At 61.8% G+C, this 20,865-nt stretch carries 15 protein-coding genes; 4 read left to right on the forward strand and 11 right to left on the reverse strand.

The genetic code is table 11. The features are described from left to right. Positions 1-147 precede the first annotated feature (147 nt). Positions 148-1,149 carry a 2-hydroxyacid dehydrogenase gene (locus tag J2J99_RS00875; protein WP_168295680.1) on the forward strand — a complete coding sequence of 334 codons (1,002 nt, stop codon included), beginning with the start codon at positions 148-150 and terminating at the stop codon, positions 1,147-1,149. A 6-nt stretch (positions 1,150-1,155) separates the two neighbouring features. Here J2J99_RS00875 and J2J99_RS00880 read toward each other — a convergent pair whose 3' ends face one another. Genes J2J99_RS00880 through recF form a run of 3 tightly spaced genes read right to left on the reverse strand, consistent with a single transcriptional unit; the run spans position 1,156 to position 3,586 of the window. Next, positions 1,156-1,644, reverse strand: coding sequence for a GNAT family N-acetyltransferase (locus J2J99_RS00880; protein ID WP_168295677.1), 489 nt, complete (start codon positions 1,642-1,644; stop codon positions 1,156-1,158). Continuing rightward, positions 1,641-2,465 carry a molybdopterin-synthase adenylyltransferase MoeB gene (locus tag J2J99_RS00885; RefSeq protein ID WP_168295675.1) on the reverse strand — a complete coding sequence of 275 codons (825 nt, stop codon included), beginning with the start codon at positions 2,463-2,465 and terminating at the stop codon, positions 1,641-1,643. The genes J2J99_RS00880 and J2J99_RS00885 overlap by 4 nt, the downstream gene beginning before the upstream one ends. Continuing rightward, positions 2,462-3,586 carry a DNA replication/repair protein RecF gene (gene recF, locus J2J99_RS00890; protein WP_168295673.1) on the reverse strand — a complete coding sequence of 375 codons (1,125 nt, stop codon included), beginning with the start codon at positions 3,584-3,586 and terminating at the stop codon, positions 2,462-2,464. Before recF ends, J2J99_RS00885 begins: the two co-directional genes overlap by 4 nt. 400 nt (positions 3,587-3,986) lie before the next feature. On the opposite strand from recF, the gene J2J99_RS00895 reads away from it, so the two are divergent. Then, positions 3,987-4,355, forward strand: a complete 369-nt coding sequence (locus tag J2J99_RS00895; protein ID WP_168295671.1) for a helix-turn-helix domain-containing protein — start codon at positions 3,987-3,989, stop codon at positions 4,353-4,355. A gap of 116 nt (positions 4,356-4,471) precedes the next feature. Here J2J99_RS00895 and J2J99_RS00900 read toward each other — a convergent pair whose 3' ends face one another. The 7 genes from J2J99_RS00900 to J2J99_RS00930 form a co-directional block, all read right to left on the reverse strand. Beyond that, on the reverse strand, positions 4,472-4,672 hold the full coding sequence (locus J2J99_RS00900) for a hypothetical protein (protein WP_004672628.1): 201 nt from the start codon (positions 4,670-4,672) through the stop codon (positions 4,472-4,474). 334 nt (positions 4,673-5,006) lie between these two features. Beyond that, entirely contained in the window at positions 5,007-6,134 is a 1,128-nt protein-coding gene (gene dnaJ, locus J2J99_RS00905; RefSeq protein ID WP_168295669.1) for a molecular chaperone DnaJ, read from the reverse strand. A gap of 85 nt (positions 6,135-6,219) precedes the next feature. Then, entirely contained in the window at positions 6,220-8,136 is a 1,917-nt protein-coding gene (dnaK, locus tag J2J99_RS00910) for a molecular chaperone DnaK (RefSeq protein WP_168295667.1), read from the reverse strand. Between the two features lie 382 nt (positions 8,137-8,518). Beyond that, complete coding sequence (locus J2J99_RS00915) at positions 8,519-10,843, reverse strand: transglycosylase domain-containing protein (protein WP_168295665.1); 2,325 nt, start codon at positions 10,841-10,843, stop codon at positions 8,519-8,521. A 247-nt stretch (positions 10,844-11,090) separates the two neighbouring features. Continuing rightward, positions 11,091-11,312, reverse strand: a complete 222-nt coding sequence (locus J2J99_RS00920) for a hypothetical protein (RefSeq protein ID WP_168295821.1) — start codon at positions 11,310-11,312, stop codon at positions 11,091-11,093. A gap of 500 nt (positions 11,313-11,812) precedes the next feature. Then, a complete protein-coding gene (locus J2J99_RS00925; protein ID WP_168295663.1) occupies positions 11,813-12,502 on the reverse strand; it encodes an SH3 domain-containing protein in 690 nt (229 codons plus the stop codon). Between the two features lie 381 nt (positions 12,503-12,883). Beyond that, positions 12,884-14,272, reverse strand: coding sequence for a dipeptidase (locus J2J99_RS00930; protein ID WP_168295660.1), 1,389 nt, complete (start codon positions 14,270-14,272; stop codon positions 12,884-12,886). A gap of 212 nt (positions 14,273-14,484) precedes the next feature. Between J2J99_RS00930 and J2J99_RS00935 the strand changes: the two genes are divergently transcribed. Further along, the gene (locus J2J99_RS00935; protein WP_168295659.1) at positions 14,485-16,872 is read left to right on the forward strand and encodes a bifunctional diguanylate cyclase/phosphodiesterase; all 2,388 of its coding nucleotides are present in this window, start codon (positions 14,485-14,487) and stop codon (positions 16,870-16,872) included. A 6-nt stretch (positions 16,873-16,878) separates the two neighbouring features. Here the strand turns inward: J2J99_RS00935 and J2J99_RS00940 are convergent, their stop codons facing one another. After that, positions 16,879-17,295: a MarR family winged helix-turn-helix transcriptional regulator gene (locus J2J99_RS00940; RefSeq protein ID WP_168295657.1), complete on the reverse strand. Its 417-nt coding sequence runs from the start codon at positions 17,293-17,295 to the stop codon at positions 16,879-16,881. 438 nt (positions 17,296-17,733) lie between these two features. Between J2J99_RS00940 and polA the strand changes: the two genes are divergently transcribed. Beyond that, on the forward strand, positions 17,734-20,733 hold the full coding sequence (gene polA, locus J2J99_RS00945) for a DNA polymerase I (RefSeq protein WP_168295820.1): 3,000 nt from the start codon (positions 17,734-17,736) through the stop codon (positions 20,731-20,733). Positions 20,734-20,865 lie beyond the last annotated feature (132 nt).

Below are 20,865 nucleotides of genomic sequence, written 5' to 3' on the forward strand. Positions count from 1 at the left end.
CCTGCACGCGGTCCGGGTTGTGACATTCCCCGGCTGCACCACGAGTTTTGTTTGTCTTCGCGTGCGGGTCTGGTAGAAATTGCCCGGAATGGGAAAATTATCACCCCTCTTGGTTAAAGACCTCTGAACAAGGCACCGCAGGCACCCATGACAGCGAAGAAAAAACCGAAGGTCTACATCACCCGCAAGCTGCCGGATGCCGTCGAAACCCGCATGCGGGAACTCTTCGATGCCGAGCTGAACATCGACGACGCGCCGCGCTCCGTGCCCGAGTTGATGGCGGCTGTCCGGACCGCCGACGTGCTGGTGCCGACCGTCACCGATCGCATCGACGCGGCGCTGATCGATGCGGCAGGGCCGCAGATGAAGCTGATTGCCAGCTTCTCCAACGGCACCGACCATATCGATGTCGAGGCGGCGGCGCGCAAGGGCATCACCGTCACCAACACGCCGAACGTCCTGACCGAGGACACCGCCGACATGACGATGGCGCTCATTCTGGCGGTGCCGAGACGGCTCGGCGAAGGGGCTCGCGTGCTGACCGACAAGCCGGGCGAGTGGGCCGGCTGGTCCCCCACCTGGATGCTCGGCCGGCGCATTCACGGCAAGCGCATCGGCATCGTCGGCATGGGGCGCATCGGCACGGCGGTCGCGCGCCGCGCCAAGGCTTTCGGCCTTTCGATCCACTATCACAACCGCAAGCGGGTCAATCCGGCCGTCGAGGATGAGTTGGAGGCGACCTATTGGGAAAGCCTCGACCAGATGCTCGCCCGCGTCGACATCGTCTCGGTTAATTGTCCGTCGACGCCGGCAACCTTTCATCTGATCTCGGCCCGTCGCCTGGCGCTGCTGCAGCCGACCGCCTACCTCGTCAACACCGCCCGCGGTGACGTGGTCGACGAAGGTGCGCTGATCAAAAGCCTGAGGGAGGGCAAGATCGCCGGCGCCGGCCTCGACGTCTTCGAAAACGAACCGGCCGTCAACCCGAAGCTCGTCAAGCTCGCCAACGAGGGCAAGGTCGTGCTGCTGCCGCATATGAGCTCGGCGACGATCGAAGGCCGCATCGATATGGGCGACAAGGTGATCATCAATATCCGCACCTTCATCGACGGCCACCGGCCGCCGAACCGGGTGCTGCCTGGGCGTTGATTCGGGTCAGACGATCGGGGTCCGAGGCGTAAGCGTCTTCCGCATCTCGATGAAGGTGGTTCTGGCAAAGCCTGGATGTGCCTTCTCGGCGGTTCTCGAAAATCCCCAGGCGGCAAAGACGGCATGATTTTCGGTGAGCTCGATGCGCGTCTCCAGCCGCAAAGCGGCAAGGCCGAGCGCCGCCGCGGTCTGCTCGGCGGTTGCCAGCAGCCGCTTGCCGAGCCCCTTGCCTTGCGCCTCCGGGAGAACGGCGAGCTTGCCGACATAGAGACAGTCGGCCTCCGGCCGCAGGAACAGGCAGCCAATCAGCTTTTCGTCTTCGATGACGACATGACCGATCTCGGCTTCGGCCTTTTCGGCTAGCAACCTCGTCGTCAGCTTGAGGGCGGACGATGGCGGGTCGATCCTGCCGTTCATCGAGGCGAAGGCGGCGAGGATGAGTGCCAGCAGTTCGTCCCAGCGCGTGAAGCTCCGATCCAGGCGGACGATCGTCATACGGCCTGCCCTTGCCTTTCCCGGCGGCGCTTATAGCGTATCGTGTCGAACCGGGCCGCGAGTGCGTCATAGAGCAGCAGCCGTCCGATCAGCGGTTCACCGGCGCCGGTGATCAGCTTGATCGCCTCCATAGCCATCATCGTGCCAATGACGCCGGTCAGAGCGCCGATGATGCCGGCTTCGGCGCAAGCGGGGATCAGCCCCGCCGGCGGCGCTTCCGGGAACAAGTCGCGATATCTCGGATTAGCTGTTCCGTCCTCGCCGGTTTCATAGGGCTTCAGGACCGTCAGCGAACCGTCGAAACGCCCGACCGCGCCGGTGACAAGCGCAATCTGTGCCCCTTCAGCGGCGTCGGCGGCGGCATAACGCGTGTCGAAATTGTCGGAACCGTCGATCAGCAGGTCGAAGCCGGAGAGTTGCCGCTGGGCGGTCTCCGCGCAAAACCGTTCCTCGAAGCGGATGAGCCGCACATGCGGATTGAGCCTGGCAATGGCGAGTGCAGCACTTTCGGTTTTCAATTCGCCGATCGTGCCGGAATCATGGATTACTTGCCGCTGCAGGTTGGAGAGCGACACCCGGTCATCATCGACGATGCCGAGCGTGCCGACACCGGCGGCGGCCAGATATTGCAGGATCGGCGCTCCGAGGCCGCCGGCGCCGATCACCAGCACGCGGGCGGCCTTTAGCCTCTGCTGGCCGGCGCCACCGATCTCGGGGAGCAGGATGTGACGGTGATATCGGGCGATTTCGTCGGGGCTGAGCGGTTCCATGGCGGCGATGCTATCATGACGCCCGACGCCCGGAAAAGCCGCCTCCCTCATCCGAACACCTTTCCGTCGGCGACCGTGAAGAACTGCGCCCGGTCCGCGAGTGCTGAAAACATTGTCTCATCCGTGCCCGTCATGAAAGCTTGGCCGCCGAGCCCGTCGATGAGATCAAACAGCGCGGCGCGGCGGCCCTCGTCGAGATGGGCGGCGATCTCGTCGAGCAGCAGGATTGGCGCATGGCCGGTGAGATTGCCGACGAGCCGCGCATGTGCGAGCACCAGGCCGACGAGCAGCGCCTTCTGCTCACCGGTTGAGCAGCGCTCCGCCTCCATCGCCTTTTCGCGGTGGTGGACGATGAGATCGGCTCGGTGCGGCCCGTCCAGCGTGCGCCCCGCACCGGAGTCGCGATACCGGCTCTCCGCCAGCATCGCCGCATATTCGTCCTCGAGGTCGACAGAGGGGCGGGAGAACTGGCCGTCCATGAAACCCGAAAGCTGCAGCGATGCCGAAGGGAAGGGGGAACTCTCCGGCCTTTCTTCGATCAGCCGGGTGAGCAGGCCGAGCATTTCCTGTCGGGCGAGCGCCATCGCAATGCCGAGGCTTGCCATCTGCTCCTCGATGCCGGCAAGCCAGGAAGGGTCGAAGCGGCCTTCGTCCAACAATTTGTTGCGGCTGCGCATGGCGCGCTCGAAATCGCTGGCGCGGCGGCCATGGGCGGGATCGAGCGACAGCACCAGCCGGTCGAGGAAGCGTCGGCGGTCGGAAGAGGCGCCGGTAAAGAGCCCGTCCATCGCCGGTGTCAGCCAGAGAAGACGCAGGTGATCCGTCAGTTCATCGGCGGTTTTGGCCGCGGTCCCGTTGATGCGAAGCCTGCGGGTGGTGGTCTCCTCACCGGTTTCGACGCCAGTGCCGATCTCGACGTCGCCCTCCATGCCGTCAAGCACGGCAAAGATCGAGAAGCCGCCGGCCGCGCCGACGCGGGTAATATCGCCATAGGCGGCGCGGCGGAGCCCCCGGCCCGGAGAAAGCAGCGAGACCGCCTCCATGAGATTGGTCTTGCCGGCGCCGTTGTTTCCCGTCAGCACGGCATGCCGGCCGTCGAGGGCAAGGCTCACTGCCGCATAGTTGCGGAAGTCTGTCAGCTTCAGACGGGAAAGAGAAACCTTGTGCGGCATCGCGTGTCCGGGTTGGTGAAGCCTGACAGCTATGCCGAAGCGGCGTCGATATCAAGGCTTGCGGCTCGGTTGCCATGGATCACGCGTAAAATAGCCGGCCGGTATTTCCGCATGTTCTCGCAAATGAGCCCCGATTCAGGAACTGTACGGTACGTTTTTCCGGTATGTCCCGAAAAAATACAACCGCGTCGAAGCGATCCGGCGTCGCGTCTCCAGTCGCCGACAGCCTTCGTCATTGCTTCAAACCACCTGGATACCAAGGGCTCCGCCTCATTCTTCCGGGGCCGCTGACGTTACGCAATGCCTGGAAAAAGTCGGTTGAATTTTGCAACTAACGGGTTGAGTTATGCAGTGGAAACGTTATGGTAAATGAACCGTTTGCGTATGAAAGAATGACGAAGTGCCAGATCCGGTCGATATTATCGTTGGTCGCAACATAAGACAGCTTCGCGCCCTTCGCCGGGTTTCCCAGCTCGAGCTCGGGGAAGCCCTTGGACTGACCTTCCAGCAGATTCAGAAATACGAAAAGGGGACGAACCGTGTTTCCGCCAGCAAACTGCACCAGATCGCGGTTTTTCTCGATGTCGAGATCTCGGTTCTTTTCGAGGGAGCCGACATGCCGCAATTCGGTAGCCGCATCGAGCTCAGCCCTGACGCCTATGCGCTTGCCCTGAGTTACGACAAGCTGAATTCACCAGCCGGCAAGGAAGCGGTCAAGACCATCCTCACGCTCATAAGCAGTGGGCAGGCGGCCGAAAACGCCGCTTGATCCGAACCCGCAACAGCTTCATCGCAGCCAATGCAATTTGTTTGAGTTCCTGCTCCGGGCAAGCCTGTGAACAGCGAGAGCTGACACTCCGCGTCATCCGCGTTCGATAAGAAGCGTCAGTGAAATTCGCGCTCGTGCAGCGCTGTCAGCAGGTCGTCCTGCGTCTGGTGGCCGGCATGATAGAGGTCGATCGCGATACTGGCGATCGAAAGGCCCTGTTGGCTGCGAAGCTTGATGTTGCGCTCGGCGCACCATGTGTAAATGGCGCCGGCGAGAACGTCGACATCGTCGTGCTGAGAGGAGAAGGCTGGCGCCATGGCAGTTACTCTTGTTTTGGTTGTTCCCGAACAGAGCGCAACGCCCGAAAGGACGGCTGGGATCGCTCCATCATTCCAAACTGCGCCTGATCCTTCGAAAACCGGTTCCGATCTCCGAGTCATGCGCTGGCGACAGAGACTGAATTCATTTGGAAAACTTGCAAGCACCATTATCCGGCTGCGTTAACGCCAGTCGACTTTCATCCCGCTGCCGTGTCAATGCGGTACAAATTGCTTAGTGCGCCACGCCAATGTGCCAAAACGGCTCGTCATCACGAAAAAGCCGGGGACGTTTCCGTGCCCCGGCCCTCTATTCGGCTTTTTCCGACCGCGGTCAGCCTTCGAAGAATTCCTTCATCCGGGCAAAGAAGCCCGTCGATTCCGGATTATTCTCCTTGGAGGAAATCTGCTCGAACTCCTGCAGCAGCTCGCGCTGGCGCCTGGTGAGCTTTTGCGGGGTCTCGATCTGGATCTGGATATAGAGATCGCCCGTCTGCGCCGAACGCAGCACCGGCATGCCCTTGCTCTTGAGGCGGAACTGTTTGCCGGGCTGCGTGCCCTCGGGCACGGTCACCCGCGACTTGGTGCCGTCGAGCGTCGCCACGTCGAAGGTCCCGCCGAGCGCCGCAGTCGTCATCGAGATCGGGACGGCGCAATAGAGATCGGCTCCGTCGCGCTGGTAGAATTCATGCGGCTTCACCGACAGGAAAATATAGAGGTCGCCCGCCGGTCCGCCGCGCGCTCCGGCTTCGCCCTCGCCTTGCAGGCGGATGCGCGTGCCGTCCTCGATGCCGGCGGGTATGTTGACGGAAAGCGAACGCTCCTCCGTCACCCGGCCCTGACCGTGACACTTCGGGCAGGGATCGGGAATGATCTGGCCACGGCCGTGGCAGGTCGGGCAGGTCCGCTCGATCGAGAAGAAGCCCTGGGCAGCGCGCACGCGTCCAGACCCCTGGCAGGTACCGCAGTTCTTCGGCTGTGTACCGGGCTTGGCGCCCGAACCTGAACAGACGTCGCACGTGATCGACGTCGGCACGCGGATCTGCGCCGTCTTGCCCGAGAAGGCCTCTTCCAGCGTGATTTCCATGTTGTAGCGAAGATCGGCGCCGCGTTCGCGCCCGCCCGACGAGCGCTGGCGCGCCCGGCCGCCGCCCATCATCTCGCCGAAAATATCCTCGAAGATGTCGGAGAAGCCGCCGCCGGCAAAGCCGCCGCCACCGCCGCCCATGCCGCCATGGTCGAAGGCCGCGTGGCCGTAACGATCATAGGCCGCCCGCTTCTGCGGGTCCTTGAGCATCTCGTAGGCTTCGTTGATTTCCTTGAACTTCCGTTCGGCGTCCTTGTCATCCGGGTTCTTGTCCGGATGGTATTTCATCGCCAGCTTTCGGAAGGCGCTCTTCAGCTCTTTCTCGTCCGCCGACTTGGCTACACCCAGAGTTTCGTAAAAGTCCGCTTTTGCCATTAAGGATTAAACCCCGGAAATGGATTTCCGGCTGCCATGGTGAGCAGCCGGATCAGGTGTTGAAGCATTACCACGCCGCCGCGGATTACGCGGACTTCTTGCGGTCGTCGTCCTTGATTTCCTCGTAGTCGGCGTCGACGACATTGTCGCCGCCTTCTGCGGAGGCATCGGCAGCAGCGCCGCCTTCGGCCTGCTGTGCTTCATAGATCGCCTGGCCGAGTTTCATGGAAACTTCCATCAGCGTCTGGGTCTTGGCCTTGATGTCTTCGGCGTCGGCTTCGGTCGCCTCGGTCGCGGACTTGAGCGCGGCGATCGCATCCGAGATCGCGGTGCGGTCGGCTTCGGAGACCTTGTCGCCGTAATCCTTCAGCGACTTTTCCGTGGAGTGGATCAGGCTTTCCGCCTGATTCTTGGCTTCCACGGCCTCGCGGCGCTTCTTGTCTTCGGCCGCATGGGACTCGGCATCCTTGACCATCTTCTCGATGTCGGCGTCGGAGAGGCCGCCGGAAGCCTGGATGCGGATCTGCTGTTCCTTGCCGGTGCCTTTGTCCTTGGCCGAAACCTGGACGATGCCGTTGGCGTCGATGTCAAAGGTCACTTCGATCTGCGGGACGCCGCGCGGCGACGGCGGCAGGCCGACGAGGTCGAACTGGCCGAGCAGCTTGTTGTCGGCAGCCATTTCGCGCTCGCCCTGCGAAACGCGGATGGTGACGGCCTGCTGATTGTCTTCGGCGGTTGAGAAGGTCTGGCTCTTCTTCGTCGGGATCGTCGTGTTGCGCTCGATCAGGCGAGTGAAGACGCCGCCGAGCGTTTCGATGCCGAGCGACAGCGGGGTGACGTCGAGCAGCAGAACGTCCTTGACGTCGCCCTGGAGAACGCCGGCCTGGATGGCGGCGCCGAGAGCGACGACTTCATCCGGGTTGACGCCCTTGTGCGGCTCCTTGCCGAACAGCTGCTTGACGACTTCCTGGACCTTCGGCATGCGGCTCATGCCGCCGACGAGAACGACTTCGTCGATTTCGGCGGCGGTAACGCCGGCATCTTTCAGAGCCGCCTTGCACGGCGCGATCGTGCGCTGGACGAGATCGTCGACCAGGCTTTCGAGCTTGGCGCGGGTCAGCTTCAGCGTCAAATGCTTCGGACCGGAAGCGTCAGCGGTGATGAACGGCAGGTTGATTTCGGTCTGCTGCGAGGAGGACAGCTCGATCTTGGCCTTTTCGGCAGCTTCTTTGAGGCGCTGCAGGGCGAGCTTGTCGTTCTTCAGGTCGATGCCGTTGTCCTTCTTGAATTCGGCGACGAGATATTCGACGAGGCGCATGTCGAAGTCTTCACCGCCGAGGAAGGTATCGCCGTTGGTGGACTTCACTTCGAAGACGCCGTCGCCGATCTCGAGGATCGAAATATCGAAGGTGCCGCCGCCAAGGTCGTAAACGGCGATCGTCTTGCCGTCCTTCTTGTCGAGGCCGTAGGCGAGAGCGGCAGCGGTCGGCTCGTTGATGATGCGCAGCACTTCAAGGCCGGCGATCTTGCCGGCGTCCTTGGTTGCCTGACGCTGCGCGTCGTTGAAATAGGCCGGAACGGTGATGACCGCCTTCTCGACCTTTTCGCCGAGATAGGATTCGGCAGTTTCCTTCATCTTCTGAAGGATCATCGCGGAAATTTGCGCGGGCGAGTAGCCCTTGCCATTGGCTTCGACCCAGGCGTCGCCATTGTCGCCCTTGATGATGCTGAAGGGAACGAGATGCTTGTCCTTCTCGACGGTCGGATCCTCGTAACGGCGGCCGATCAGGCGCTTGACCGCAAAGAGCGTGTTCGTCGGGTTGGTGACTGCCTGGCGCTTGGCCGGCTGGCCGACGAGGCGCTCGCCGTCATCGGAAAAAGCCACCATGGAAGGGGTCGTGCGCGCACCTTCCGCATTCTCGATGACCTTCGCGTCCTTGCCGTCCATGACTGCGACGCAGGAATTCGTCGTTCCAAGGTCGATACCAATTACTTTTGCCATGTCATTCTCTCCTTGAAGCAAGCTGTCGGAACCCCCAGAAGGCATTTCCCTGACAGCCCCTTACGGGATGGGTCTACTTAAGATTACGCAATCGTGATTGCGGTGATGCGGCGTATATAAGGAGCGGTTTTCTGGACTGCAAGGCGGGAAATAGCCCGGAATCCAGCAAAACGAATGTGTTGCCTCCAATTTTGACGGCAGCCGGGAAGAAGGTCTGCCCATAGCAGGGACGCGGCGGATTTCTGCGCATGTTCTGCAACGGCGTGCGGCGGTTTTACGGCAGAGACATGCGGCAGGCAAAGGCCTCGATTATGTAGGCGAATCTGAAGAGGCGCGATGCGTTTTGCAGATCGCGCCTGCTCGCAGGCGCGATGCAAACGTCTCATTGGCCCATGATCAGATCGAGCAGCGTCGTGCGCCGCGGCTGCACCGAAGAGGTCGTCTGCGGCGTCCCGACATCGCCGGGCGGCACAACATTTCCATAGCCGGAACCGTCGCCTTCGGCAATGTCGGCAGGCGGAACCGGACCGTTTCCTGACGGCGCAGTTTGCTGCCGGACGGGCGCCTGCGGATAGCGGTTGGCATTCTCGTTGCCGCCGAAGACACCGGAAATAATGCCGCCGATCGTCGTGGGCGGCGGCGCTTCGGCCGTAACCGGCTGCCCGCCGTCCGGTGCTGCCTGCGCCATCGGCTGGCCGTTGGGATCGCCGATCAGCTGGCCGTTGCCGAAGAGCGGCGCTGGCGAAAGACCCTTGTGGGCGGCGATCATGAATTCCTTCCAGGCCTTGGCCGGAAGGCCACCGCCGGTCACCTTCCTCATCGGCTTGCCGTCGTCATTGCCGAACCAGACGCCTGTCGTGAGGTTGCTGGTGAAGCCGACGAACAGCGCGTCGCGTGAATTCTGCGTCGTGCCGGTCTTTCCCGCCGCTTGCCACCCGGGGATCTTGGCGCTCTTGCCGGTGCCGCTTTCGATGACGCCCATCATCATCGCATTCATCTCGGCGGCGATCTGCTCGGACAGTACACGCGGTGGGCTATCATAGGTATTTTCGTAAAGAACCTTGCCGTCTGCGGTCGTCACCCGGCGGATGACGTGCGGCGTCGCCTTGTAGCCGCCGTTCATGAAGGCAGCATAGGAGGCGGTGAGTTCCATCAGCGACACTTCCGACGTCCCGAGCGCAATCGAGGCGTTCGGCTGCAGTTCGCTTTCGATGCCGAGCCGGTGGGCAAGCTTGATCACCTGGTCGGGCCCGTCGTACATGACCAGCTGCGCGGCGACCGTGTTCAGCGACTTGCAAAGCGCAGTGGCGAGCGTCACTTCGCCGTTGTATTTCTTCTCGTAATTCTCCGGTGTCCAGTCGCCGATGCGGATCGGGGCGTCGTTGAACACCGAAAAGGGCGTCAGTCCCTTTTCCAGCGCCGCGGCATAGACGAAAGGCTTGAACGAGGATCCCGGCTGGCGCTTGGCCTTGACGGCGCGGTTGAACTGGCTCGTTGCATAGTCCCTGCCGCCGACGAGCGCCCGGATGGCGCCGGTGCCATCGATCGAGACGAGTGCTGCCTGCGAGGCGTCGAGCTTGCCGCCTTCCTTGTCGAGCACATCGACCAGTGATTGCTCGGCCTTTTTTTCCAGCGACTTGTCGATGGTCGTATCGACGATGACGTCTTCCTTCACATCGCCGATCAGGCTCGGCAGTTCATCCATCACCATGTCGGCGACATAATGCCCGGCGCCCGACCAGTAACTCTTGGCCGAAGCCGGGGTCTGCGACATCGCGGTCTTGACCTCGGAATCGGTGATGAAACCCTGCTCGCGCATCGCCGTGAGCACGAGCTGGGCGCGCGCATTCGCGGCTTCGGGGTCGCGGGCCGGCGAAAGCCGCGACGGCGCCTTGAGCAAGCCGGCCAGCACGGCAGCCTCGCCGAGATTCACGTCGCGCGCCGATTTGTTGAAGTAGCGCCTCGACGCCGCCTCGACGCCATAGGCGTTCGATCCGAAGAACACTCGATTGAGATACATCGCAAGGATCTGGTCCTTGGTGTATTTCTGCTCCAGCCAGAGCGAGAGCAGCACCTCCTGCACCTTGCGCTCCAGGGTTCTTTCCGGGGAGAGGAAGAGGTTCTTCGCTAGCTGCTGCGTCAGCGTCGAGCCGCCTTGCACCATGTGGCCGGCCGTGAAATTGGTGACGATCGCCCGGCCGAGGCCGAGCGGATCAACGCCGAAATGCGAATAAAAGCGCCGATCTTCGATGGCGATGACGGCTTCGGGAATGTAGGGCGACATGTTTTCGAGCGACAGCGCCTCGCCGCCGGTGGCGCCGCGATTGGCGATGACACTGCCGTCGACGGCGGCAATCTTGACATTCGGCGGCCGCTCGGGAATTGCCCATGTGCTGGCGCTCGGCATGCGCGCGCCGTAATACACGACTAGCCCGGCAAGGCCGATGCCGGTCCAGATGAAAAGCACGACGCACCAGTAGACTGCACGGCGCAGAAAGCTGAAAAATCCCCCGCCTTCACGCTCGCGCGGCTCACGCCGCCGCTGGCGGGCGGCGCGCTGCGGCGGAGGCCTGGAACCGCCGCGCCGCGCCGATCTGCTGCCGACGACGCGGTCATCGGCATCGAGCGAAAATTCGTCATCGTCGCGGGCCGGGCGGCCGCTGAAGGACGGTTCTATTCTGTCGCTTGATCTGCCTCTGCCTGCCATCGCCGACCGGTCGCATCCCCTGTTCGATCGCAAAGCCCGCTTCGCGTAACGGCGCCCTGCAGCGCCGCATGTCTTTCCAGACGCGCAAGGAGCGCTGTAGCCCTTCGAAGAACTGCATGACTTGCCTTAAACCGATTCGGGTTCAAGAACGACACAACAGCCGACGCGATCATCCGGTTGAACTGTAATTGCGGCGATTTAACGGGGTGTTAAAGGGCGGCAAACGACGGCGCGTCGCATTGCCCCTTCAATATTGGCGGGCTTCGTAGTCCTCGAGCGTTTCCGGATCCTGCTTGTATTCCCACTCGCCCATATGAAAGCGGCGCCAGATCTGGCCGGAAGGGTTCAGGCTTGCTCCATCGGTCAGGCGCACAGGAAGGATGGGGTTGAATTTATGCCAAACGGTAACGTCCGCGGCCGCCGGCCGGGGGCCAAACAGCCCGAAGGGAGCCAGGTAGTCTTGCGTCATCAGGGTTCCAGCCTCGAACGGATCAGGATCGATCCGCATACCGCAAAATTGCTATAAGGAATCCGGCAAAACAAGAGCGACATGCTGCACTCACAGCAAATTGTCGTTGATCTCGCGCGGACCAGGGCTTGCCTCAGCCGCAGCCTCGCTGTCCCTCCGTCTCGCGCGCTGAAGCCGGCAGATCGCGCGCCTGCCGCGGACAGCCCTTCGCAGCCACGCGTGGCGTAAACAACGGCTGGTGACGCGTTGCAGCGATCAAATGCGATTTCTGATTTAAGGAATTATGCGCAGCGCGGAACCAATAGGCTCGACGATTGTTTAATGAGCAGCGGGACACCCCCCTCACGTCCCGCCTATGATCGGCCGTCTCCCCTCAACGCGCGCCGATCGACATCAGGCCCGGTGCATCCCCCCAAGGAGCGCCGGGCTTTTTTTCGGCTCCGCCGTCGCATTGAACCCGCCCATGCAGAGAGGGCGGCATTGCTGCCGCCCTCGATATTTCAATTGCCGCAGGACGGATCGCCCGGGCGGCAGACAAAGGGCGAAGTCCTGGGATCCGGGCGGTTGTAGGTATCGGGCTTACCGCCTCTGTGCTGCGGCAGATCACGGAAGTTCGAACTCCTGTTGTCGTCATACCTGCGGACCTCTCTGCGGCGTTCCTCCCTGCGGTCGTCGTCGCGCCGGTCCCGGTCACGATCCAGGTATTCGCGGGCTTGGTAATCCCGATCCCGATACTCGCGCGGCCGGTAATCCCGATCCCGGTAGTCGCGGTCGCGATAATAGTAGTCGGGACCGCGGCTCCAGCGGTCCCGCTCGCGATAGAAATCGCGGTGGCGGTAGTAGCGGTCCCAATAATTGCCGACGCTGAAGGTAACCATCGGAATGCCGAGCGGACGGTAATATTCCGGACCGACATAGACGCGGCGTTGCTGGTAGACGGCCTGCACATACTGGCCGGAAACCCAGCCGCGGCCGCCGTAGAATTCGACGTCGCACCAGTTGACGTCGGAAAGACATCCGCGGATTTCGACGGAAGAACCGGCGGGGATGACTGCAACGGCGGGATAGCGCGTGCTTGGTCCTGCACGCATGTTGACATTCGCCGTCGAGTAACCCTCGGCGGCATGGGCTATCGCCGGAGCCAGCACAAGCAGCGCGGCCGCGGCGATCTTGACGATGAGCTTTTTCACGCTTCTCACTCCTCGTTGGCGTGTTTTCAGCAGCGCTTGGCTGCGTTTCCTTGAGGCATATGCCATATGGCGCAAAGATAGAGCGATCGCCGGCATTTGTTGGCGCGCCACCATTTTCCTTGTCTTTCAAAGGCTTATATTGAGGTCGCGATGAACGCAGCTTGAACGAGGGGGATTTATGATGTGACATGGCGTCTCGATATCGCAGACGCTTGTGCAGGTGTCGTTAACCGCTCGTTAACCTTTCCAAGGCAGTCTCGTTGCAATACCGCTTTCTCCTTGACCACGGATGAACTGGCACTGAGACGAGCGGATGACGAAAGGCCGGTTTGAACCGGCCTTTTTGTTGTCGCGGGGAGGCGTGGGACGCGCCGGTTCCCCTCAGGCGGCAAGCGCCTGAAGAATCCGCACCCAGGAGCGGATGCCCTTGTGATAGGAGACAAGCTCGTATTTTTCGTTCGGCGAATGGATGCGGTCGTCGCTGAGGCCGAAGCCGACGAGCAGCGATTCCATGCCGAGCATCTTCTGGAAGTCGCCGACGATCGGGATCGAGCCGCCCATGCCGATGACGATGGCGGGTTTCGGCCATTCGTCGGAAAGCGCCGTCTTTGCCTTGGTCAGCAGAGGCGAGTCATAGGAGAGATGAATCGCCGGCGAGCCGCCATGCGGATGGAATTCGACCGAGCAGTCGGCCGGAATTTTCGACCTGATATAGCTGCGGAAAGCCTCGCGGATGGCGGTCGGATCCTGGGTGCCGACGAGCCGGAACGAAACCTTTGCCGAAGCCTTGGCGGCGATCACCGTCTTGAAGCCTTCGCCGGTATATCCGCCCCAGATGCCGTTGATTTCGGCGGTCGGCCGCGCCCAGGTCAGTTCCAGCACCGAGCGGCCCTTTTCGCCGGAGGGAATGGAAAGGCCGACTTCGCCGAGGAATTTTTCCGCGCTCTTGCCGAGGGTCTCCCATGACGCCTTGATGTTGTCGGGCGTCTCCTCGACACCGTCATAGAAGCCGTCCAGCGTGATGCGACCGGTCTCGTCATGCAGGCCGGCAAGGGCCTCGACGAGAATATGGATCGGATTTGCCGCCGCGCCGCCGAACAGACCGGAATGCAGGTCGCGGTCGGCGGCAGTGACGACCACCTCCTCGCCGACGAGGCCGCGCAGCGCCGCGGCGATTGCCGGCGTGTCGCGGTCCCACATGCCGGTATCGCAGACAAGCGCATAATCGGCCTTCAGCTCGGCGGCATTGGCTTCGAGGAAAGGTTTCAGCGACGGCGAGCCCGATTCTTCCTCGCCCTCGAAGAGAATGGTGATGCGGCAGGGAAGGGCGCCGTTGATCTCCTTGTAGGCGCGGCAGGCTTCGACGAAGGTCATCAGCTGGCCCTTGTCATCCGATGTGCCGCGGCCGGTGAGGATCTTGCGGCCCTCGCCGATATCCTTGATCGACGGCTCGAAGGGGTCGTTTTCCCAGAGCTCGATCGGATCGACCGGCTGCACATCGTAATGGCCGTAGAACAGAAGGTGCGGCGCATCGGCAGAGGCCCCCGCATGATGGGCGACCACCATCGGATGGCCGGGCGTATCACGCACCGAAGCGTCGAAGCCGATGCCCTGGAGATAGGCGACCAGCCATTCGGCGGCTTTCCGGCATTCCGCCTTGAAGGCGGGATCGGTGGAAATCGACTGGATGCGCAGAAGCTCGAACAGCTTTTCCAAACTTGAGGAAAGGTTCTGATCCGCGCGTGCAAGCACCTGTTGTACATCCGTCATTTTCGACTCCTTTTTGAAATTTGGCCGGACGATAGACCAAACCAGCAGAGCAGGCGAGGCGGAAAAGGCAAAACTGGCGTGGCGGACGTGGCCAGATATGGATCAGCGTCGGGAAGATTTGTCAGACGGTATAGAAGAACATCCTAATTCAATTTACAGTTATTTAGCACAACCAAAATAACCTGACCGAATACAGCTATACGAGGGGTGAGATGTTTTCGGTCATTACTTGTATTCGCGACGATCACGATTGGCGGCTGGTGCTCGCGGCGGTCGTGGTCTGCCTGATCGGCGCAATGGCAGCAATGCTGCCGCTTTCCCGCGCCCAGGAATGCGATGCCGCGCGTCGCAAGCTTTGGATCGGTGCGTCGGCTTTCGCCTTCGGCACCGGCGTCTGGGCAACCCATTTCATCGCGATGCTGGCCTATGACGGCGGCATGCCGATCGGCTATCAGCTGGGCCTGACGGCGCTTTCCTTCCTCTTGTCAGTGATCGGTTCGTGGGCGGCGATCCTCGTCGCTTCGCGAAACCGGGGCAGTTTTTCGCGCATCCAAGGCGGTGTGCTGATGGCGCTCGGCATCGCCTCGATGCACCTCACCGGCATGCAGGCGATCGAGACACAGGCGGAAATCCTCTACGATCCGTATATGACCGCGACTGCGGTTATCGCGGGGGCGCTGCTGTCGAGTATCGCCTTCCACGCCTTCTTCCACTTGAAGGGTCTGAGACGGCTCTTCGCCTCGTCGATCACCTTCGTCCTTGCGATCTGCGCACTCCATTTCATTTCGATGGCCAGCATCACGCTCCTGCCGGATCCCGGCAAAGAGGTTCCGGCAACGGTGCTGGACACCAGCCTGCTGGCCGCGATCGTCGTGGTGGCGGCCATAGCTCTCATCCTGGTCGCGATTGCCGTGGTTTTTTTCGAAAGCCACCTGACGGATCTGAGGGGACTGGCAAATGCTTCGCAGGAAGGATTGCTGATCCTGCGGGAAGGCCGGATTATCGATACCAACGAACGCTTTCAGGGGCTTTCCGGCTGGAAGCTTGCCGATCTCTCGGGCAAGGCGCCCTCCATGGTCTTAACCGCCGTCCAGGGACAGAACGGGCCCGGCGAAACCCTGCTCAACACCAGGAACGGCAGGGAGATCGCCGTCGAAGTGAACACCAGCAGGATCGTCTATCGCGGCCACAACTGCGACGTGCTGGCGGTGCGCGATCTCACCGAACGCAGGCAGGCCGAGGAGATCATCGAACACCTCGCCCACCACGATGTCCTCACCGACCTTCCAAACCGGTCGTTGTTCGACAAGCGCATGCGCCAGGCGCTGCAGATGGCCAAGGGAAAGAACAGCGAGGTTGCCCTCTTCTATATCGATCTCGATCGCTTCAAGACCGTCAACGATATTTTCGGCCACGCCGAAGGCGACCGCATTCTTTGCAAGGTCGCCTCGATCCTGCGTCGCGTGGCCGACGAACGCGATACGATCGCCCGTCTCGGCGGTGATGAATTTGCCATCATTCAAGCCGCCGGACAGCAACCGGCGGCCGCCCAGAAGCTCGCGGCCGCGATCCTCGACGAATTCGCCGCCGAGATGGATATGGCGCGCGACCCGACCGCCGTCGGCGTCAGCCTCGGCATCGCTCTTTATCCGGCCGACGGAAGCGATCCGGACGAGATCTGCAACAACGCTGATATCGCACTCTATCGGGTCAAGCACGGCGGCCGCGGCAAGGCCTGTTTCTTCAATGCGGAAATGGACGAGGCCACACGAGCCCGCCGCCAGATCGAAAGCGAACTGCGCCACGCCATCACCCGCAATCAGATCCATGTCAGCTATCAGCCGGTTCTCGATGCACAGAGCGGCGATATCAGCGGTTACGAGGCCTTGATGCGCTGGAACCGGCCGGGACACGGCCTCAGCGAGCCGGATATCTTTATTCCGATCGCCGAGGAAAGCGGGTCGATCGTCCAGCTCGGCGAATGGGTGCTGCAGCAGGCCTGCAGGGAAGCCGCTCGCTGGTCGGATCCGCTGAGGATCGCCGTCAATGTTTCGCCGGTGCAGTTCATGTTGCCAAACCTTTGCGAGCGGGTCGAGGCAATCCTCAAGGAAACGGGGCTTGCACCCGGCCGGTTGGAAATCGAGATCACCGAGGCCGCTCTCATCCGTGATCGCGACCGGGTGATGGCCACGCTGCAGCGTCTGCGCAGCCTGGGTGTTCACATCGTCATGGACGACTTCGGCACCGGTTTTTCGTCGCTATCCAACCTGCGAACCTTCCCTTTCGACAAGATCAAGGTCGACCGCAGCTTCACCGGCATGCTGGAGCATGACGCGGCCGCGCGTTCGATCGTGCGCGCGATCATCGGCCTCGGTCACAGCCTCGGCATGCCTGTCGTGACGGAAGGCGTCGAAACCGAGACGCAGCGCCAGATCGTCGTCGAAGAAGGCTGTGCGCAGGTGCAGGGGTTTTTGCTCGGCAGGCCGGATGTCGAGCCGAGCATCAAGCTCGCTGCCCGCGAAGGCTCCCTGGCCTCGACACCCCAAACGGACGATCCGTCGATGTCGTGGCGGCGACCCACCCGTCTTGCCGGCGAGTAATGCCGGTCAGAGCGCCTTGGCGTTTTCCAGCAGCCGGCGGATATATTCGAGCGTCAGTTCGCGCTCGAAAGCCCGAAAGCCCTTGAACAGCGCGAGGTCGGCCTCGCGCGCGCTTTCGATCGCCTCGGCTTCCATGGCACGCGCCTTCGGCGTCAGGAAGATCAGTTGCGCCCGCTTGTCCGACGGATGCGGCCGGCGTTCGATCAGTCCGTCGCGGACCATGCGCGACAGCGTATTGGCCATGGTCGCCTGCTCGATATCGACCCGCTCGAGCAGCTGTTTCTGGGTCAGGCCTTCTTCGCCCCAGAGTTCCAGCAGAATGGGAAACTGACCGGGAGAAAACCCGAGCCCGACCGCGCGCCGGTGCAGCGAGCGCGCAAAACCCTTCGCCAGCTGGCTGGCAAGGTAAGCTCCCGAATCCATGCGGTTAAATCCCATGATTGCAAGTTAGGCTCAAAACCATGCCGGAGACAATGCAGCAAATCGCATAGGACGCTCCAAAAAATGCAGGCTTCGCCATCGTTTCGATGAGCTGGAAAAACAAAAGTCGCCATGACCTGGAGGTTGGCCATGGCGACTTTAAAATGGGGACAAAGGCCCGGAGAGGGGGATAAGGCCTTTGTCCAAGCCTGACGCGGCGGGGGACAAGCCGGTAATCAGACCCGCGGCGCGATCAAGCGCCGGTGACATGGATTTGTAGCTGCGAATGTGGTTTTTCAAGGGTCACGCCACGTTACAAATCGGTAACAGTTTGGTGAGCGGCAATCCCTTCCGGGTAATTGCTTGAACCTGATGCCGGAATCGCTTGATGCGTCGAACTATATATGGACCTCGTTCCATGCCCGCGCTATCCATGCACGCATGAAAAAAGGCGATCACCTCTTCCTTGTCGACGGTTCCGGATTCATCTTTCGGGCGTTTCATGCATTGCCGCCGCTGACGCGCAAGACGGACGGCCTGCCGGTCGGCGCCGTATCCGGCTTCTGCAACATGCTGTGGAAGCTCTTGAGAGATGCGCGCAATACCGATGTCGGGGTGACGCCGACGCATCTTGCCGTCATCTTCGATTATTCCGCCAAGACATTCCGCAAGGATCTCTACGACGCCTACAAGGCGAACCGTTCGGCTCCGCCCGAAGAGCTCATTCCGCAATTCGGGCTCATCCGCGAGGCAACCCGTGCCTTCAATCTGCCCTGCATCGAAACGGAAGGCTTCGAGGCCGACGACATTATCGCCACCTATGCCCGCCAGGCCGAGGCAACGGGGGCCGATGTCACCATCGTCTCCTCCGACAAGGACCTGATGCAGCTCGTCACGCCGAATGTCCACATGTATGACAGCATGAAGGACAAGCAGATCGGCATTCCCGATGTCGTCGAGAAATGGGGCGTGCCGCCGGAAAAGATGATCGACCTGCAGGCGATGACCGGCGACTCCGTCGACAACGTGCCCGGCATTCCCGGCATCGGCCCGAAAACCGCCGCCCAGCTGCTGGAGGAGTACGGCGATCTCGACACGCTGCTCGAACGCGCCACCGAGATCAAGCAGGTCAAACGCCGCGAGACGATTCTTGCCAATATCGAGATGGCGAGGCTTTCGCGCGAACTGGTGCGGCTGCGCACCGACGTGCCGCTCGATCTCGATCTCGACGCGCTGGTGCTGGAGCCGCAAAACGGTCCGAAGCTGATCGGTTTTCTCAAGACAATGGAATTCACGACGCTGACGCGTCGCGTCGCCGAAGTTTGCGATTGCGATGCGAGCGCCATCGAACCGGCGGTCGTCCGCATCGAATGGGGTGATGCCGCCCATGGTCCCGATCTCGATGCGGCCGAGCCGGCGCCGGTCGCCGGCGGCATCCCTGATGTCTCGGGGCAAGCGGTGCCCGTGCCGCCGCGTGCGAAGGCAAAGGCCGCGGTCGAAGGCGCCTTTTCACCGGCCGATCTTGCCAAGGCGCGCGCCGAGGCCTTTGCGGCGCTGCCCTTCGATCATTCCGCCTATGTGACGATCCGTGATCTGGCGACGCTCGACCGATGGATCGCCGATGCGCGCGACACCGGCCTCGTGGCCTTCGATACCGAGACCACGTCGCTTGATGCGATGCAGGCCGAGCTCGTCGGCTTCTCGATGGCGATTGCCGACAATGTCGCCGATCCCACCGGCACGAAGATCCGCGCCGCCTATGTGCCGCTCGGCCACAAGAATGGCGTCGGCGATCTGCTCGGCGGCGGCCTGGCCGAAAACCAGGTCCCCATGCGCGATGCCCTGCCGCGGCTGAAGGCGCTGCTGGAGGACGAATCGGTTCTCAAGGTCGCCCAGAACCTGAAATACGATTATCTCTTGATGAAGCGCTACGGCATCGAGACGAAGAGTTTCGACGACACGATGCTGATCTCCTATGTGCTCGACGCCGGCACCGGCGCCCATGGCATGGATCCGCTGTCGGAAAAATTTCTCGGCCACACGCCGATCCCGTACAAGGATGTGGCCGGCAGCGGCAGGGCGAACGTTACCTTCGATCTGGTCGATATCGATCGCGCCACCCATTATGCCGCCGAAGATGCGGATGTGACGCTGCGCCTCTGGCTGGTGCTGAAACCGCGGCTGGCGGCAGCCGGGCTGACCAGCGTCTATGAACGGCTGGAGCGGCCGCTGCTGCCGGTTCTGGCGCGCATGGAAGCGCGGGGGATCACCGTCGATCGACAGATCCTGTCGCGTCTCTCCGGCGAACTGGCCCAGGGTGCGGCGCGGTTGGAGGATGAGATCTACACGCTGGCCGGCGAGCGTTTCAATATCGGCTCGCCGAAGCAGCTCGGCGATATCCTGTTCGGCAAGATGGGTCTTGCCGGCGGCAGCAAGACGAAGACCGGGCAATGGTCGACCTCCGCCTCGGTGCTCGAGGATCTCGCCGCCGCCGGGTTCGAACTGCCGCGCAAGATCGTCGACTGGCGCCAGCTCACCAAGCTGAAATCCACCTACACCGACGCGCTTCCCGGCTATGTGCATCCGGAGACCAAACGGGTCCACACCTCCTACTCGCTGGCTTCGACGACGACGGGTCGCCTGTCTTCCTCGGAGCCGAACCTGCAGAACATTCCGGTGCGCACCGCCGAAGGCCGCAAGATCCGCACTGCCTTCATCTCGACGCCGGGCCACAAGCTGATTTCTGCCGATTACAGCCAGATCGAACTGCGCGTGCTTGCCCATGTGGCCGAGATCCCGCAGCTGACAAAGGCCTTCGAGGATGGCGTCGACATCCATGCCATGACCGCCTCGGAAATGTTCGGCGTGCCCGTCGAAGGCATGCCGAGCGAAGTGCGCCGTCGCGCCAAGGCGATCAATTTCGGCATCATCTACGGCATCTCCGCCTTCGGCCTTGCCAATCAGCTTTCGATCGAGCGGTCGGAAGCCGGCGACTATATCAAGAAATATTTCGAGCGCTTCCCCGGCATCCGCGACTATATGGAAAGCCGCAAGGCGATGGCGCGCGACAAGGGGTATGTCGAGACGATCTTCGGCCGGCGCATCAACTACCCCGAAATCCGCTCGTCCAATCCGTCCGTGCGCGCCTTCAACGAGCGGGCAGCGATCAACGCGCCGATCCAGGGTTCGGCGGCCGACGTCATCCGTCGGGCAATGATCAAGATGGAGCCGGCGCTGGCTGAAGCCGGTCTTGCCGAGCGTGTGCGCATGCTCTTGCAGGTGCACGACGAGCTCATCTTCGAAGTCGAGGATGAGGATGTCGACAAGGCGATGCCGATCATCGTCTCGGTCATGGAAAATGCCACCATGCCGGCGCTCGAAATGCGCGTGCCGCTGCGCGTCGACGCCCGCGCCGCCACCAATTGGGACGAGGCGCATTGAGCGCCTCCCCAAACCGAAAAAGATTTTTCCGTTTCGCGCACCTTATTGAAATAACAACGATATTCCTCTGAGCGCTGTATCGGAACGATGCGGCTGGAAGGAACTTATTAACCTTCCTTTTCTATCCCGGTA

Origin of the sequence: Rhizobium binae (assembly GCF_017357225.1) — a bacterium.
GTDB lineage: Bacteria > Pseudomonadota > Alphaproteobacteria > Rhizobiales > Rhizobiaceae > Rhizobium > Rhizobium binae.